This window comes from Nocardia sp. NPDC127606, from assembly GCF_042671725.1.
In the GTDB taxonomy this organism is placed as follows: domain Bacteria; phylum Actinomycetota; class Actinomycetes; order Mycobacteriales; family Mycobacteriaceae; genus Nocardia.
In genome coordinates, this window is record NZ_JBHXWQ010000002.1 from 21,373 (window position 1) to 37,261 (window position 15,889).

Genomic DNA, 15,889 nt, shown 5'->3' on the forward strand with positions numbered 1-15,889 from the left:
TCACGCAGGTGGGGGGCTTTTTCTTGTCTGAAAAGTGCGCCGGTACGACGACGGTGAGGTCCGCACGGCCCGCGTGAAATGGTGCCGGAAGGTGACCGGGGTGGCGAAACCGGCCGCGGTCGCGATTTCCTCGATCGGTGCGTCGCCGGTCTCGAGCATGACCAGCGCCGCCTGAATCCGCTGGGCGATCAGCCATTTGCTCGGGGTCACCCCGGTTTCCCGGACGAAATGGCGCAGGTAGGTGCGCGGTGAGAGGCCTGCGACCCGGGCCAGATCGGGTACGCCGATCGGGTCGGCGAGGTGTTCGAGCGCCCAGGAGAGGCTGCGGGCGATGGGGGCGTCGAGGGGTTCGGGGGGCATGGGGGATTCGATGTATTGAGCTTGGCCGCCGGCGCGGTGGGGCTGGATGACGAGGCGGCGGGCGACGGCGTTGGCGACCGACGCGCCCAGGTCGTTGCGGACCAGGTGTAGCGCGAGGTCCAGCCCGGCGGCGCAGCCCGCGCTGGTCAGGATGTCGCCTTCGTCGGTATAGAGGGGCTCGGGGTCGACTTCGACCAGTGGGTAGCGCTCGCGCAGCAGGTCGGCGTATCGCCAGTGCGTGGTGGCCCGGCGGCCGTCGAGCAGGCCCGCCGCGGCGAGGGCGAACGCGCCGGAGCAGATCGACACGATTCGGGAGCCGTTGCTGTGCGCCCGGCGCAGCGCGTCGATCAATTCCGGCGAGGTCCGCGCGCGCGGGTCGGCGACGCTCGGGACCACGACCGTGTCGGCGGCGGCGAATTCCGCGAGACCGTAGGGGCTGGTCATGGCCGCGCCGCCGATCACGCGGACGGGGTCGGGGGTTTCGGTGCAGATCTTCAGCTCGTACCAGGGCTGCTCGATATCGGACCAGGTCAGGCCGAAGACCTCGATGACGATGCCGGTTTCGAACGCCGTCATCCCGTCGTACGCCAGCACGGAGACAGACCTCATGTCTAAATCTTAGCGATAGTCGTCATCTATGCCACTTCTCCCGATGACGCGGAAGTCCGACCATGGAGATATGTTGAAGCAACTCAAGGACTTCGCCATCGGAATCCACACCGCGAACGCGATCAGGCACGGCATCCGCCCACCTGTCGCGGCTCGGCCCGAAAGCCGGAAACCACGGTGCGGGGGAGTGCGGACCACCCGGTAGCGGCAAGATCTGTCGTCGGGTATTCACCTCGTCCGACCTGCGGTGTATTCCTCGCGTAATAGACTGGGTTACACCGAATCCGGGAAGGAACGATGATTATGCGCGGGCGACAGCCGCCACCCGCGAAGTCCGGAATGGGGCTCGGGGGAAAACTTCTGGTTCTCGTCGTGCTCGGCTGGGTCGCCGTCGGGCTGCTCGCGGCCGGGCAGCGGCACCACTTCGCTCACCTGCCCAAGCAATGTTCGGACTGGGCCACCATCGCGGTCACCGCCGCGGCGGGCCCCGCGAACTACATCGGACTCAATCCGCGCGTCACCGAATGCCAAGTGCCGCAACCGAGTCAGTAGCGAAATGGCCGGGGAACCAGAGTTCCCCGGCCATCGATGCTCAGCCTTGCGGTAGCGGCGCGACCTGCCGCTGTTCGGCCTGGACCTCGCGCAGCCGCGAGCCCTCGATGTCGATATCGGGCACGATCCGGTCCAACCACTTCGGCATCCACCACGCCCACTTGCCCAGCAGCACAAGCAAAGCGGGAATGAGCACCATCCGGACGACGAACGCGTCCAAGGCCACGCCTGCCGCCAGCGCGAAGCCCATCGACTTGGCGGTGACATCGGATTCCAGCAGGAACGAACCGAACACCGAGATCATGATGATCGCCGCGGAGGTCACCACGCGCGCTCCGTGGTGATAACCCTTGATCACGGCCTCGGTGGGGTCGGCGCCGTGCACGTATTCCTCGCGCATGCGGGTCACCAGGAACACCTGGTAGTCCATGGCCAAGCCGAAGACCAAGCCGATCAACATGATCGGCAGGAAGCTGACCAGGGGATGAGGATCCTTGATCAGCCCGAGCTCGCCCTCCTGGAAGATCAGCACGGTCGCGCCGAAGGTGGCGCCCATCGACAGCAGGAAGCCGAGCGCGGCGGTGAGCGGGACCAAAATGGACCGGAACACCAGGATCAGCAGGATGAACGCCGCGCCTGCCACGATCGCCATGTACGGCACGATCTTGCTAAACAGGACATGGTCGATGTCGGCGTAGATGGCGGTGGTTCCGGTGATGCCGTACGACATCTTGTACTGCTCGTTCAGATCGGATTCCGCAGCGCGCGCCGACTGCACCAGATCCTTCGTCGACTGCGCGTTGGGCCCGGTCTTGGGTATGCCGTTGATCAGGGCGCCCGCGCCGTCCTTGCTCATTTGCGGCTCGGTGACCAGATCCATGTCCGGGTAGGACTGCAGCTTGTCGCGCAAGGCATTCAGCGCCGCCTGCCGCTGGTCGGCGGGGGTGTCGCTGAGATCGACGGCCACCTGGAGCACACCGTTGCTGCCCTCGCCGAAGCCTTCGGTGCGCAGGTCGTAGGCCTTACGGACGGTGGTCGACTTGGGCAGGCTGTCCTCGCCCGGCAGGCCGAGGTTCAGGTTCAGCGCCGGTGCGGCGAGCAGGCCGAGCACCACGATGGCCAGGATCATCGTGACCGCGGGGAACTTGGCGATCGCCCTGGCCACCCGGGTGCCGTTGGTGACGACACTGTCGTCCTCGGGATCGTGCTGGGCGATCAGCGGCAGCTTCGGCTTGAACAGCGCCTTGCCGAAGGCGCCGAGCAGCGCGGGCATCAGGGTGATGGCGGTGAGCACGGCGAAGGCCGCCGCGATGGCGCCACCCAGACCCATGAACGTCAGGAATCTGACCCCGACGATGCTCAGCCCGACCAGCGCGATGATGACGGTGAGCCCGGCGAACACCACCGCCGAGCCCGCCGTGCCCAACGCGGTACCGGCCGCTTCCTCGGCGGAATCCTGCACCGCCAGTTCATGTTTGTAGCGCGAGACGATGAACAGCGCGTAGTCGATGGAGAGCGCGATGCCGATCATCGAGGCCAGGAACGTGGTGAAGCTCGGCACCGACAGCACCGAGGTCGACAGGAAGATCAGCGAGGTCGCCGCGCCGAGGCCGACGATCGCGGTGATGATCGGCACGAACGCGGCGACGATGGCGCCGAACGCCACGATCATCACCACCAGTGCCACGGCCATACCGATCATCTCGGACTTGCCGCTCGGCATCTCCTGTTCCATCGCGATGGTGCCGCTGATCTCGACCGTCAGCCCGGCCGCGCGGGCGGAGTCGCCGGCGTTGTAGGCGGCCTCGCGTTCGTCGGCGGTGATGTCGGCGAAGTCCTTGATCGCGAACGGGACGCTGAAGTACGCGACGGTCTCGGGTGCGGTCTCGTTCAGCACATTCAGGGGCGCGCCACTGCATGTCGACGGATCGGGTTGCCCGGTGAGGCAGCCCATTTCCTCGGTCGCGGTGATCGGATTCACGATCGGTTCGGCATGGTCGACGATGTCGAGCTGCTCGAGCTTGCCGATCAGGTCATCGATCGCGGCGCGGTTGGCCGGGTCGGTGAGCTTCTGGCCCGCGGGCGCTCCCACGACATAGGTGCCGGTCACCGCGTCGAACGCGAACGCCTCCGACATACCGGGGAAGTGCTTGTCGAGGATTTCGGTAGCCCGTTCCGAGGGCAGGTTCGGCATGCTGAAGTCATCGGTCATCGGCTTCTGCAACGAGGATCCCAACCCCGCGAGCACCATGAAGAGCAGCAACCAGACGGGCAGCACAATCCATTTGCGGCGAAAGGCCAGCTTGCCCCACCGGTAGAGATAGATGGACACGGTTCTTCTCCTCGTGGATCGGTGCGGAGCGCGGATCGGAGGTGTAGCCGGGTCGAACTAGCCCTGAGTCTGGTGCCCAGCAACGGCGATATCAAGCACCGGTGCAGCGTGGATGCCGAAAACGAACGGCCCCGCAATCCGGTAGCGGATTGCGGGGCCGTGCTCTTATGGTCGCGGGTCAGCCGACCGAAACCGGGTGCTTCACCGTTTCGACGTTCTCGGTACGCAGCTGCTCGAGCTTCGCACCCTCGACGTCGATATCGGGCACGACGCGGTCGAGCCACTTCGGCATCCACCAGGCCCACTTGCCCATGATCACCAGCAGCGCGGGCACGACGACCATGCGAACGATGAACGCGTCGATCGCCACACCGGCGGCCAGCGCGAAACCGAACGACTTGGCGGTGACGTCGGTCTCCAGGATGAAGGAGCCGAACACCGAGATCATGATGATCGCGGCCGAGGTCACCACGCGGGCACCGTGGTGGTAACCGGCGACCATCGCGTCCTTGGGCGACTTGCCGTGCACGAATTCCTCGCGCATGCGGGTCACCAGGAACACCTGGTAGTCCATGGCCAAGCCGAAGACCAAGCCGATCAACATGATCGGCAGGAAGCTGACCAGCGGCTGCGGATCCTCGATCAGGCCGAACTTGCCCTGCTGGAAGATCAGCACCGTCGCGCCGAAGGTGGCGCCCATCGACAGCAGGAAGCCGAGCGCGGCGGTGAGCGGGACCAGGATCGAACGGAACACCAGGATCAGCAAGATGAACGCGGCACCGGCCACGATCGCCAGGTACGGCAGGATCTTGCTGAGCAGCACGTGATCGACATCGGCGTAGATGGCGGTGGTGCCGGTGATGCCGTAGGCCATGCCGTACTGCGCGTTCAGATCCGCTTCCGCGCCACGTGCTTCGGCGACCAGATCCTTGGTGTCCTGGTTGTTCGGACCGGACTTCGGGACACCGTTGAGCATGGCGCCCTGGTTGTCCTTGCTCCACACCGGCTCGGTGACGTAGTCCATGCCCTCGTAGGACTCGAGCTTGGCGCGCAGCGCGCCGACGGCGGCCTCGCGCTCACCTTCGGGCGTCGCACTCAGGTCAGCGGCAACCATGAGCACACCGTTGCTGCCTTCGCCGAAGCCTTCGGTCCGCAGGTCGTAGGCCTTACGGATGGTGGAGGTCTTCGGCATGCTGTCGTCACCGGGCAGGCCGAGGTTCAGGCCCGCGGCGGGCGCGGCGAGCGCACCGAGCACGAGTACCGACAGGATCAGCGCGACCCACGGCGCCTTGGCGATCAGCTTGGCGAAGCGCTGGCCGTTGGTGACCGAGTTCTCGTCGTCGGGATCGTGCTGTGCCACGATCGGCAGCTTCGGCTTGAACAGCGACTTGCCGAAGGCGCCCATCAGCGCGGGCATCAGGGTGACGGCGGTGAGCACGGCGAACGCGGCGGCGATGGCGCCACCCAGACCCATGAAGGTCAGGAACTCCACGCCGACGATGCCGAGCGCGCCGAGCGCGATGATGACGGTGAGACCGGCGAACACCACGGCCGAACCGGCGGTACCGAGCGCGGTACCGGCGGCTTCTTCGGCCGAATCACGCACGGCCAGTTCGTGTTTGTACCGGGAGACGATGAACAGCGCGTAGTCGATCGACAGCGCGATACCGATCATCGAGGCCAGGAAGGTGGTGAAGCCGGGCACCTCCATCACCGAGGTACCGAGCATGATCAGCGAGGTCGCGGCACCGAGGCCGACGATGGCGGTGATGATGGGCACGACCGCGGCGACGATGGCGCCGAAGGCCACCACCATCACGATCAGCGCCACACCCATGCCGATCAGTTCGGACTTGCCGCTTGGCTGTTCCTGCTTCATCGCGATCGAGCCGCTGAGTTCGACGGTCAGCCCGGCGTTGCGGGCTTCGGCGCCGACCTCGAAGGCGGCATCACGCTCGGCGTCGGTCACATCGGTGACGGCCTTGATGGTGAACGGGACGCTGAGCACGCCGACGGTGCCGGGTGCGGTCTCGCTCAGCACATTGAGCGGGGCCGACGAACACTTCGACGGGTCAGGGGCGGCGAGGCAGCCCATCTCCTCGGTGGCCGCGATCGGGCTGGTCAGTTTCTTCTCGTGATCGACGATCGACAGGTCGTTGAGCCTGGCGATGAACGCGTCGATCGCGGCCCGGTTGGCCGGGTCGGTGAGCTTCTGCCCCTCCGGCGCGCCGATCACGTAGGTGCCGGTGACGGCATCCATCGAGAACTGCTCCGACATGCCTTCGAAGTGCTTGTCGAGGATCTCGTTGGCGCGGGCCGACGGGAGCTCGGGCATGCTGAAGTCGTTGGACATCGGCTTGCTCAGGGAGGCGCCGAGCCCGCCGAGTAGCACGAACAGCAGTAGCCAGACCGGCAGGACAATCCATTTACGGCGGAAAGCGAACTTTCCCCATCTGTACAGGTATACGGACACGCGTGTGCTCCTAGCGCGAAGAACGGGTGGGTGGCATGGCTCGTAGACAGCACTCGCGGGCCACCCCTGCGGGACCCGCCTCCACAACATCGTTTTCTGCCTACCGTGCGGTAGGTAGACTACCTAGAGGATAAGTGGAGGAGCAACCTCAATATTGGGGGCGCCGGATCCGTCACACCGAATCATGGGAGGATTGCCGCCATGCCCGCCCGAGACATCGCCGACACCGTCACCGCAGGTGGAGGCACTAAACAGGCGATCCGCGACGCCGCGTTACAGCTGTTCGCCGCCAAGGGTTTCGAACAGACGAGCCTGCGCGAGGTGGCGGATGTGGTGGGAATCACGAAGGCGTCGCTCTATTACCACTACGCGTCGAAGCTCGATCTGCTCTTGGCGATCATCGATCCGATCATCGATCACATGCGCGACATCGTCGAGGACATCGAGGCCGTTCCCTACAACGACGAGGGCATCCGCGCGGTCCTGCGCACCTACCTGCGCGGCATGATCCGCCACCGCGACGCGGGGGCGCTCTGCGTGCGCGATACCGCGGCCATCGTCAACGCCATCGCCGACCGCTACCCCGACCTGATGGAACCCACCCGTGAGCTGCGGCTGTGGCTGGCCGGGCCCGACCCGACCCAGGACTCGATGCTGCGTGCCGCCGCCGCCATCGAGGTGCTCGGGGTGGCGCTGCTGTCCTCGGAGCTGGCACCGGGCGCCACCGACGAGATGGTGGAGAAGACACTCCTCGACGCGGCAACCTGCGTACTGACCGGCTGTATCAATTCGGCGTGAGCGGGCGGCCTGCGTGGTGACGCTTCGCTACCGCCTCCGGCCGCTGACCGCTCACGCCAGGAGCACCGCGTAAGTTCGACACCGTGCATATCACCGCCAGGGTCGATTACGCGGTGCGAACGCTGCTCGAGCTCGCCGCGGCCGACGGAGTCGTCAAGTCCGAGGCCATCGCCGCCGCCGCGCAGATCCCACCGAAGGTGCTGGAGACGGTGCTGGCCGAACTGCGTCGCGCCGAGCTCGTGCTGAGCAGGCGCGGGCCCGACGGCGGGTATCGCCTCGGCAGGCCCGCGACCGAGATCTCGGTGGCCGATGTGATCCGCGCCGTGGAGTCGCCGCTGGCGTCGGTGCGCGGGCAGCGGCCCGAAGATGTGCGGTATCCCGGCGCGGCGGAACCGCTGCAGCAGGTGTGGATCGCGCTGCGGGTCAATATTCGGGCCGTGCTGGAGAACGTCTCCATCGCCGACGTCGCCACCGACCGGCTGCCCGGTTTCATCGGTGAACTGGTCGCCGACCCCGGCGCCTGGGTGCGTCGCGAGCCGCGTACACCCGCCGGCACATGAAGTTGTCCACAGGCTGAGAGTTGTCCACAGGGCAGGTAAAAGTGCTCGGCGCTGGTCATCCGCGCGCTGTAGCCTTCGACCATCATGTTGATCACCCTGCTGCGGACCTACCTGGCCCCGTACCGCGCCCAGCTGGCGGGTGTCCTCGTACTCCAGCTGATCTCGGTTATCGCGATGCTCTACCTGCCCAGTCTCAATGCCGACCTCATCGATGACGGTGTCACCAAGGGCGACATCGGTTTCATCTGGACCACCGGTCTGTGGATGCTCGCGGTGAGCTGCGTCCAGATCGTGGCCTCGGCGGCGTCGGTGTACTTCGGCGCGCAGGCGGCGATGGGCGCCGGTCGCGACATGCGCGGTGGCGTACTGCACCGGGTGGAGACATTCTCGGCCAGGGAGGTGGGGATGTTCGGCGCGCCGTCGCTGATCACCCGCTCGACCAACGATATTCAGCAGGTCCAGCTGCTCATCGTGATGTCGGTGACGATCCTGGTGATGGCGCCGATCATGTGCGTCGGTGGCGTCATCATGGCGCTGCGCGAGGATCTCGGGCTCTCCTGGTTGCTGCTGATCGCGGTGCCGGCCCTCGCCCTCTCCATGGGCACGATCGTGGCCAGGATGGTGCCGGGGTTCCGGCAGATGCAGGAACGCATCGACGGAGTCAACCGCGTGCTGCGCGAGCAGATCACCGGCATCAGGGTGGTGCGCGCGTTCGTGCGTGAGCGGCAGGAGATCTGGCGCTTCGGGATGGCCAACACCGCGCTCACCGACGCGTCGCTGCGCGTCGGCAAGCTGATGGCGCTGATGTTCCCGACCGTGATGTTGATCAGCAATCTGACCGCTGTCGGCGTGATCTGGTTCGGCGGTCACCATGTGGACAACGGCACGATGCAGATCGGCTCGCTCACCGCGATGCTGTCCTACGTCATGCAGATCCTGATGGCCGTCATGATGGCCTCGTTCCTGGCGATGATGGCTCCGCGTGCGGCCGTCTCCGCCGATCGGATCGGGGCGGTGCTCGAGACCGAGTCCTCGGTGCGCCCGCCGCGGTTGCCGCAGGCGTTCAAGGGCGACCAGGCCACGGTCGACATGCAGTTCGCGGAATTCGCCTACCCCGGCGCGGAGAAACCGGTGCTGCGCGGTATCCGATTCCAGGTGGCGCCCGGTACCACCACCGCCATCGTCGGTTCCACCGGCGCGGGCAAGACCACGCTGATCAACCTGATCCCGCGCCTGATCGACGTCACCGACGGCGCGGTCTACGTCGGCGGCACCGATGTGCGCCACCTCGACCTCGAACTCCTGCGCAGCGGGATCGGATTGGTGCCGCAGCGGGCCTATCTGTTCTCCGGCACCATCGCGACCAACCTGCGCTACGGCAAGCCCGACGCCACCGACGACGAACTCTGGCATGCGCTCGAGGTCGCCCAGGCGGCCGATTTCGTGCGGGAGATGCCACAGGGACTCGATACGCCGGTGGCCCAGGGCGGCACCACGGTGTCGGGCGGTCAGCGCCAGCGACTGTGTATCGCCCGCGCGCTGGTGCGCAGGCCGCGGATCTTCCTGTTCGACGATTCGTTCTCCGCGCTCGACGTGGCCACCGACGCCCGGCTGCGCGCCGCGCTGAAGCCCGAGACCGCCGACGCGTCGGTGATCATCGTGGCCCAGCGGATTCAGACGATTCGCGACGCCGACCAGATCGTCGTCCTCGAAGACGGTGCGATGGCGGGCATCGGTACCCATGACCAATTGATGCAGCGCTGCTCGGAGTACCGCGAGATCGTCGAGTCCCAGCTGAGCGTGGAGGAAGCCCGATGAGGCCAGGTGGACCCGTTCCCGGAGCGCCGGGAACGAAGGCCAAGTCGTTCAAGCCGTCGCTGAAGCGACTACTGAGCAGGCTGGCTCCCGAGAAGTTCACCGTCGGCCTGATCGTCGCACTGGTGATCACCTCCGTGGTGCTCAATACGCTTGGCCCGTACCTGCTCGGCAAGGCGACGAACCTGGTGTTCGACGGCTTCGTCGGCAAGCAGCTCGAACCCGGGCTCACCAAGGACCAGACCGTCGAACTGCTGCGCAGGCAGGGCGAGACCACCCGCGCCGACATGCTCTCGGCGATGAACGTGATCCCCGGTACCGGCATCGACTTCGACGCCGTCGGTCGCGTGCTGATGCTCGTGCTCGCGCTGTACGTGGCCGCCGCGATCTTCGGCTGGCTGCAGGGTTATCTGCTCAATATCGCCATCAACCGCACCGTGAAGCGGCTGCGCGACGAGGTGGAGCAGAAGCTGCACCGGCTGCCGCTGCGCTACTTCGACACCGCACCGCGCGGTGACGTGCTCAGCCGCGTCACCAACGACGTCGACAATGTCTCGCAGAGCCTGCAGCAGACGATGAGCCAGCTGCTGGTCTCGCTGTTCACCGTGGTCGGCATCCTGATCATGATGTTCTGGATCTCGCCGTTGCTGGCGCTGATCGCGCTGCTCACGGTGCCCGCCGCGATCGTGGTCACCGCGCAGATCGCCAAGCGATCCAAGCCGCACTTCGTCAACCAGTGGAAATTCACCGGCGAGGTGAACTCCTCGGTGGAAGAGGCCTACACGGGCCACGAGATCATCACCGCGTTCGGCCGCGGCCGCGAGGTCGGCGAGGAGTTCGACAAGCGCAACAACAAGCTCTACGACGCGAGCTTCAAGGCGCAGTTCATCTCCGGGTTGATCATGCCCGCCATCATGTTCCTCGGGAACGTGAACTTCGTCTTCATCGCGCTGGTCGGTGGGCTGCGGGTGGCCACCGGCAACCTGTCGCTCGGCGATGTGCAGGCGTTCATCCAGTACTCGCGCCAGTTCAGCCAGCCGCTCACCCAGATCGGTGCGATGGCGAACCTGCTGCAATCCGGCGTCGCCTCGGCGGAGCGGATCTTCGAGATCCTCGACGCCGAGGAACAGACCCCCGATCCGGTGGTGGAGATCGCGCGCCCGGTGGATCGCGGGCGGGTGGAGTTCGAGGCGGTGTCCTTCGGCTACGACCCGGAAACGCCTGTCATCGAACGGCTTTCGCTGGTGGCCGACCCCGGCCACGTGGTCGCCATCGTCGGCCCGACCGGCGCGGGCAAGACCACGCTGGTGAACCTGCTGATGCGCTTCTACGAACTCGACGCGGGCACCATCGCCATCGACGACGTCGACATCACCACCATCACCCGCGACCACCTGCGCTCGCGTATCGGCATGGTGCTGCAGGACACCTGGCTGTTCAAGGGCACCATCCGCGAGAACATCGCCTACGGCAACCCGACGGCGTCGGAAGCCGACATCCAGGCCGCGGCCAGGGCGGCCTACGTCGACCGGTTCGTGCACTCGCTCCCCAACGGCTACGACACGATCATCGACGAAGAGGGCGGCGGGGTGAGCGCGGGCGAGAAGCAGCTCATCACGATCGCCCGCGCGTTCCTGGCCAAGCCGTCGATCCTGATCCTGGACGAGGCGACCAGCTCGGTCGACACCCGCACCGAGTCGCTGGTCCAGCACGCCACCGCGGCCCTGCGCCGCGATCGCACCAGCTTCGTGATCGCGCATCGGCTGTCGACGATCCGTGACGCGGATCTGATCGTCGTGATGGACAAGGGCCGCATCGTCGAACACGGCACCCACGAGCGCCTGCTAGGCGAGCGCGGGCCGTACTACAACCTGTACAACGCCCAGTTCGCGGCCGCTCAGTAAGGCCCTGGCACGATGGGTCGGTGGCCGACAGCAGCGAGTTCTCCTTCGAAGTAGGTACCCGTCTGGACGGGGGCAGGCACGGTCGGACCGGGGTGATCTCCACCCCGCACGGCGAGATCGCCACGCCCGCTTTCATTCCGGTGGGAACGAAGGCTTCGGTGAAGGCCGTGCTGCCGGAGACGATGCGCGAGATCGGGGCGCAGGCACTGCTGGCCAACGCCTACCACCTGTACTTGCAGCCCGGCGCCGACGTTGTCGACGAGGCGGGTGGGCTCGGGAAGTTCATGAACTGGCCGGGGCCCACCTTCACCGACAGCGGCGGGTTCCAGGTGATGTCGCTGGGGGTCGGGTTCAAGAAGGTCCTCGCGATGGAGGCCGTGGATATCCGGTCCGATCAGGTGATCGCGGCGGGCAAGGAGCGCCTGGCCACCGTCGATGACGACGGGGTCACCTTCCGTTCGCACCTGGACGGTTCCAAGCATCGCTTCACGCCCGAGGTGTCGATGGGCATCCAGCACGAACTCGGGGCCGACATCATGTTCGCCTTCGACGAGCTGACCACCCTGATGAATACCCGCGGCTATCAAGAGAAGTCGTTGCAGCGCACGCACGAGTGGGCGCAGCGGTGCATCGACGAACACGAACGGCTCACCGCCGTGCGCGCTCATCGGCCGTATCAGGCGCTGTTCGCGGTGATCCAGGGTGCGCAGTACGAAGACCTGCGGCGCAAGGCCTGTCGCGAGCTGGAGTCCATCCGGGGCAGTGGTGGAACGGAATTCGACGGGTACGGCATCGGCGGAGCGCTGGAAAAGCACAATCTCGGCACGATCGTCGGGTGGTGCTGTGATGAGCTGCCCGAGGCCAAACCGCGCCACATGCTGGGGATCAGCGAGCCGGAGGACATGTTCACCGCGATCGAGAACGGGGCGGACACCTTCGACTGCGTCAATCCCTCGCGGGTGGCGCGCAATGCCGCGATCTATGTCGACGAGGGCCGGTTCAACATCAACACCGCCCGGTTCCGTCGCGACTTCACCCCGATCGACGAGAACTGTGACTGCTACACCTGCGCTCACTACACCCGCGCCTACCTGCATCACCTGTTCAAGGCCAAGGAAATGCTCTCGGCGACGCTGTGCACAATTCACAACGAGCGCTTCACGATTCGCCTCGTCGACCGGATCAGGGCCGGCATCGAGGGCGGCTACTTCGACGAGTTCAAGAAGGAGTTCTTGGGTCAGTGGCGGGGCCGGATCAAGGTGCCGGGGGAGTAGGCGGCGGACCTTCCGATCCGCCGCCCGCCCTGCGGGCTAGTCGTGTAGCGCGTCGACCTTCGCCGGGGCGTAGGTCGGTTCGGTCTTCTTGAGGACGGCGATGACGCGGTAGGTGATCGGCATGACGAGCACCTCGCACAGGGTCTTCCACAGGAAGCCGACGATGACGTAGTTGATGAACGACTGCCAGGTGTTGATGCCGATGGCGGTAGCGGCGATCGAGCAGAAGATCAGGGTGTCGGCGAACTCGCCGACAACGGTGGAGCCGATCAGGCGGGCCCACAGGTGCTTTTCCTTGGTGCGCTCCTTGATCAGCACCAGGGTGGCCGAGTTCAGCAGCTGGCCGACGAAGTAGCCGGCGAGACCGGCGAGCACCAGCTGGGGGGTGGTGCCGAGGACCGTGCGGAAGGCTTCCTGGTTCTCGTAGAAGCCGGCGGCGGGCAGCTGGATGGCGATATAGAAGCAGCCGACGGTCAGCAGCAGCGCGGCGAAACCGGTGTAGATGGCGTGGCGGGTGGCGCGGAAGCCGTAGACCTCGCTGAGCACGTCGCCGAGGATGTAGGCCAGCGGGAACAGGAAGAAGGCGCCGTCGGTCGCGATCGGCAGGATCTGGATCGGGCCCAGCATCACCGAACTGTCGGTGAAGAACTCCACACCCTTGGTGGCGCAGATATTGGAGATGATCAGCGTCGCGGTGAACAGGGCGACGATTACCGGATAGAACCCCCGCGCAACCTGGGCGAATGCCGCATGTTCCGGCGCGGGGTGCCCAGATTCAGCTGGTTTGTCGAGCGAGTTTGTATCAGTCACGGCCCCTATTCTCCCAAGGAAGCGATGCGTCACGGTGGCCGGTTGTGGAATACGCTGTCGTTATGACGAATCCCGGCGATTCCGACGAGTGGTGGAAGCAGTACGGCGGCTCCGGCGTGTCCCCGGAGTCCGGCGCGCCGGGTTCGGTGCCGCAGCATCCGACCGCCCAGCCGTCGCAGCCTTCCCAATACCCGTCGTCGCCGCAGTATCCCCAGCAGCCGGCGCCGCCCCCTTCGCAGCCGCAGTACCCGCAGCAGCCACCGTCGCAGCCGCAGTACCAGCAGCCCAACCAGCCGCAGTATCCGCAGCAGCCGCCCGCTTACGGGCAGCAGCCGGGCTACGGCGGTTATCCGGCGGCCGGCGCGTACCAGCCCTACGGGCAGTACCCGCAGCCGCAGGGCACCAACGGCCTGGCGATCGGCGCGCTTGTCTCCTCGCTGATCGGCTTGTGCAGCTGCGGTATCGGCGCGATCGTCGGCATCATCCTCGGCGTGATGGCGCTCAACCAGATCAAGGAGCGCGGCGGCGAAGGTAAGGGCATGGCGCAGGCGGGCATCTGGATCGGTGTCGCCGCGATCGTGGGCTGGACGCTCTACATTCTCTTCTTCGTGGTGCTCGGCATCGCCGGTGGACTCGACTCGTCCACGACCTACTGATCTCGAAACGAAACAGGGGCGCTTCCGGAATCCGGAAGCGCCCCTGTCGTTTGTGTCAGGTGCGGGCTATCAGCCCTTGACGACCTGCGTGCCGCCGGCGAACTTGTCGTGCCAGCCCTGCTTGTTCGGGTCGTTGCTGATCGTGACCATGATGTAGATCGCCAGGCCGAGGCTGACGAGCCCACCGACGCACGGAATCAGGCCGACGATCGTGAACAGGTTGCGCTTGAGGGACTGCTCGGGCGTCAGGTTCGGCGCACCACCGGGGGCGAGCACGCGCAGGCCGAGGATCTTCTTGCCCAGGCTCTGGCCCTGCTGGGTGACCTCCATGGCGACGAAGTAGCCGTAGATGGCCAGCGACAAGATCAAGCTGGTGGCGATCTGGCCACCGGTGCCGCTACCGACGATGAGCCCGAGCACGATCGCGACGGGGATGCCGATGATCAGGTAGTCGATCAGACGAGCACCGATCCGGATTCCCAGGTCGGCGGCCTGCACTCCGCCGAAGCCCTGCTGCTGACCGTACTGGCCCTGCTGCGGGTAGGGCTGCTGCTGACCGTACGGGTCCTGCCCGTAGGCCGGCTGCTGCTGGCCGTAGGGGTCCGGCTGGCCGTAACCGGGCTGGGGTGCGCCGCCGTGTCCGGGCTGGCCGTACGGCTGCTGCTGGCCGTAGCCGGGCTGCGGCTGCTGCTGGCCGTAGGGGTCCTGGCCGTAGCCGCCGGGCTGACCGCCCTGCGGGTACTGGTTGGGGTCGTAACCACCGCTGGTCATAATCTCAGTCCTCGTTTTGATCTTCTAGATCGGTCGATGCGTACGTTACGGACATCCCTCTGGTCGGAACAACCCGATAGGCTCGAGTATCCATGGTTTCTCGGGGATGCGGGCTGGGTCGAAAACTTCGCGCAGCTCGGCGGTCGTCCGTGCGGAATATCCGAGTGACGCCGCGATCGCCGCCAGCACGTCTTCGGGCGTGTTGCCCAGGACGCGTTGATCCGAAAGGCTCACGGCCCCATCACGTTTCGCCAGTCGCTTGCCCTGCTCGTTGAGCACGAGCGGCACGTGGGCGTAGGTCGGGACGGTGAGTCCGAGCAGTTCCGCGAGATAGGCCTGGCGCGGGGTGGACGGCAGCAGGTCGTCGCCGCGAACCACCTGGTCAACGCCTTGAGCGGCATCGTCGACGACGACGGTGAGGTTGTAGGCGGGGACACCGTCACCGCGGCGCAACACCAAATCGTCGACTGCGCCCCGATATCGGCCGTGCAGCTGATCGGTGATCTCGTACTCGGTGACGTCGGCGCGCAATCGCACTGCGCCGACGCGTCCTTCGGCCCGCTTGGCCGCGCGCTCGGCATCGTCGAGCCGACGGCAGGTGCCGGGGTAGGCGCCCATCGGCCCGTGCGGTGCGGTGGCGGCCTGCTGGATTTCGCGTCTGGTGCAGAAACATTCATAGGTGCGTCCGGCCGCGGTCAGTTCGGCCACAGCGGCCGCGTAGTTCGGCAGCCGTTCGGATTGGTAGACCACGGGGCCGTCCCAGTCGATGCCGATCGCGGCGAGGTCGTCGAGCTGACGCTGGGCGGCGCCGGGGCGGACCCGGTCCAGATCGTCGACGCGAATCAGGAACTCGCGCGCGGAAGTTCGCGCGAAAAGCCAGGCGAGCACCGCGGTACGCAGGTTTCCCACGTGCAGCTCGCCCGAAGGGCTCGGCGCGTAGCGGCCCGCGCCTCGACTCGTTGGCACCCCTCGATC

The 15,889-nt window shown here is 66.2% G+C and carries 13 protein-coding genes; 7 read left to right on the forward strand and 6 right to left on the reverse strand.

Annotated elements, in window-relative coordinates:
• Window positions 1–969, reverse strand: coding sequence for a GlxA family transcriptional regulator (locus ACFVJ5_RS10885; protein ID WP_379219837.1), 969 nt, complete (start codon window positions 967–969; stop codon window positions 1–3).
• A 303-nt stretch (window positions 970–1,272) separates the two neighbouring features.
• Between ACFVJ5_RS10885 and ACFVJ5_RS10890 the strand changes: the two genes are divergently transcribed.
• Window positions 1,273–1,521: a hypothetical protein gene (locus ACFVJ5_RS10890; RefSeq protein ID WP_245914416.1), complete on the forward strand. Its 249-nt coding sequence runs from the start codon at window positions 1,273–1,275 to the stop codon at window positions 1,519–1,521.
• 40 nt (window positions 1,522–1,561) lie between these two features.
• Here ACFVJ5_RS10890 and ACFVJ5_RS10895 read toward each other — a convergent pair whose 3' ends face one another.
• The gene (locus ACFVJ5_RS10895; protein WP_379219838.1) at window positions 1,562–3,853 is read right to left on the reverse strand and encodes an MMPL family transporter; all 2,292 of its coding nucleotides are present in this window, start codon (window positions 3,851–3,853) and stop codon (window positions 1,562–1,564) included.
• Between the two features lie 178 nt (window positions 3,854–4,031).
• A complete protein-coding gene (locus ACFVJ5_RS10900) occupies window positions 4,032–6,326 on the reverse strand; it encodes an MMPL family transporter (RefSeq protein ID WP_379219839.1) in 2,295 nt (764 codons plus the stop codon).
• Between the two features lie 201 nt (window positions 6,327–6,527).
• Between ACFVJ5_RS10900 and ACFVJ5_RS10905 the strand changes: the two genes are divergently transcribed.
• The 5 genes from ACFVJ5_RS10905 (at window position 6,528) to tgt (ending at window position 12,677) form a co-directional block, all read left to right on the forward strand.
• Window positions 6,528–7,124 carry a TetR/AcrR family transcriptional regulator gene (locus ACFVJ5_RS10905; protein ID WP_379219840.1) on the forward strand — a complete coding sequence of 199 codons (597 nt, stop codon included), beginning with the start codon at window positions 6,528–6,530 and terminating at the stop codon, window positions 7,122–7,124.
• A gap of 83 nt (window positions 7,125–7,207) precedes the next feature.
• Window positions 7,208–7,684 (forward strand): Rrf2 family transcriptional regulator, encoded by a 477-nt coding sequence (locus tag ACFVJ5_RS10910; RefSeq protein ID WP_358102957.1) that lies wholly within the window; start codon window positions 7,208–7,210, stop codon window positions 7,682–7,684.
• Between the two features lie 84 nt (window positions 7,685–7,768).
• A complete protein-coding gene (locus tag ACFVJ5_RS10915; RefSeq protein ID WP_379219841.1) occupies window positions 7,769–9,502 on the forward strand; it encodes an ABC transporter ATP-binding protein in 1,734 nt (577 codons plus the stop codon).
• Window positions 9,499–11,403 (forward strand): ABC transporter ATP-binding protein, encoded by a 1,905-nt coding sequence (locus tag ACFVJ5_RS10920; RefSeq protein WP_379219842.1) that lies wholly within the window; start codon window positions 9,499–9,501, stop codon window positions 11,401–11,403. The genes ACFVJ5_RS10915 and ACFVJ5_RS10920 overlap by 4 nt, the downstream gene beginning before the upstream one ends.
• Before the next feature lie 20 nt (window positions 11,404–11,423).
• Window positions 11,424–12,677 carry a tRNA guanosine(34) transglycosylase Tgt gene (gene tgt / locus ACFVJ5_RS10925; protein WP_379219843.1) on the forward strand — a complete coding sequence of 418 codons (1,254 nt, stop codon included), beginning with the start codon at window positions 11,424–11,426 and terminating at the stop codon, window positions 12,675–12,677.
• A 36-nt stretch (window positions 12,678–12,713) separates the two neighbouring features.
• Here tgt and ACFVJ5_RS10930 read toward each other — a convergent pair whose 3' ends face one another.
• Window positions 12,714–13,487 (reverse strand): queuosine precursor transporter, encoded by a 774-nt coding sequence (locus ACFVJ5_RS10930; protein WP_379219844.1) that lies wholly within the window; start codon window positions 13,485–13,487, stop codon window positions 12,714–12,716.
• 62 nt (window positions 13,488–13,549) lie between these two features.
• Here ACFVJ5_RS10930 and ACFVJ5_RS10935 point away from each other — a divergent pair, with 62 nt between their 5' ends.
• The gene (locus ACFVJ5_RS10935) at window positions 13,550–14,143 is read left to right on the forward strand and encodes a DUF4190 domain-containing protein (protein ID WP_379219845.1); all 594 of its coding nucleotides are present in this window, start codon (window positions 13,550–13,552) and stop codon (window positions 14,141–14,143) included.
• Between the two features lie 69 nt (window positions 14,144–14,212).
• Here the strand turns inward: ACFVJ5_RS10935 and ACFVJ5_RS10940 are convergent, their stop codons facing one another.
• Entirely contained in the window at window positions 14,213–14,914 is a 702-nt protein-coding gene (locus ACFVJ5_RS10940) for an RDD family protein (protein ID WP_379219846.1), read from the reverse strand.
• Window positions 14,915–14,959: 45 nt separating this feature from the next.
• The gene (gluQRS, locus tag ACFVJ5_RS10945) at window positions 14,960–15,880 is read right to left on the reverse strand and encodes a tRNA glutamyl-Q(34) synthetase GluQRS (RefSeq protein ID WP_379219847.1); all 921 of its coding nucleotides are present in this window, start codon (window positions 15,878–15,880) and stop codon (window positions 14,960–14,962) included.
• Between the last annotated feature and the right edge of the window lie 9 nt (window positions 15,881–15,889).

What these genes read in the sequence shown, in the direction of transcription:
- ACFVJ5_RS10920 (WP_379219842.1), top strand. Translation starts at nt 9,499, where the DNA reads ATGAGGCCAGGTGGACCCGTTCCCGGAGCGCCGGGAACGAAGGCCAAG.
- ACFVJ5_RS10940 (WP_379219846.1), bottom strand. Translation starts at nt 14,914, where the DNA reads ATGACCAGCGGTGGTTACGACCCCAACCAGTACCCGCAGGGCGGTCAG.
- ACFVJ5_RS10905 (WP_379219840.1), top strand. Translation starts at nt 6,528, where the DNA reads ATGCCCGCCCGAGACATCGCCGACACCGTCACCGCAGGTGGAGGCACT.
- ACFVJ5_RS10915 (WP_379219841.1), top strand. Translation starts at nt 7,769, where the DNA reads ATGTTGATCACCCTGCTGCGGACCTACCTGGCCCCGTACCGCGCCCAG.
- ACFVJ5_RS10890 (WP_245914416.1), top strand. Translation starts at nt 1,273, where the DNA reads ATGCGCGGGCGACAGCCGCCACCCGCGAAGTCCGGAATGGGGCTCGGG.
- ACFVJ5_RS10935 (WP_379219845.1), top strand. Translation starts at nt 13,550, where the DNA reads ATGACGAATCCCGGCGATTCCGACGAGTGGTGGAAGCAGTACGGCGGC.
- ACFVJ5_RS10885 (WP_379219837.1), bottom strand. Translation starts at nt 969, where the DNA reads ATGAGGTCTGTCTCCGTGCTGGCGTACGACGGGATGACGGCGTTCGAA.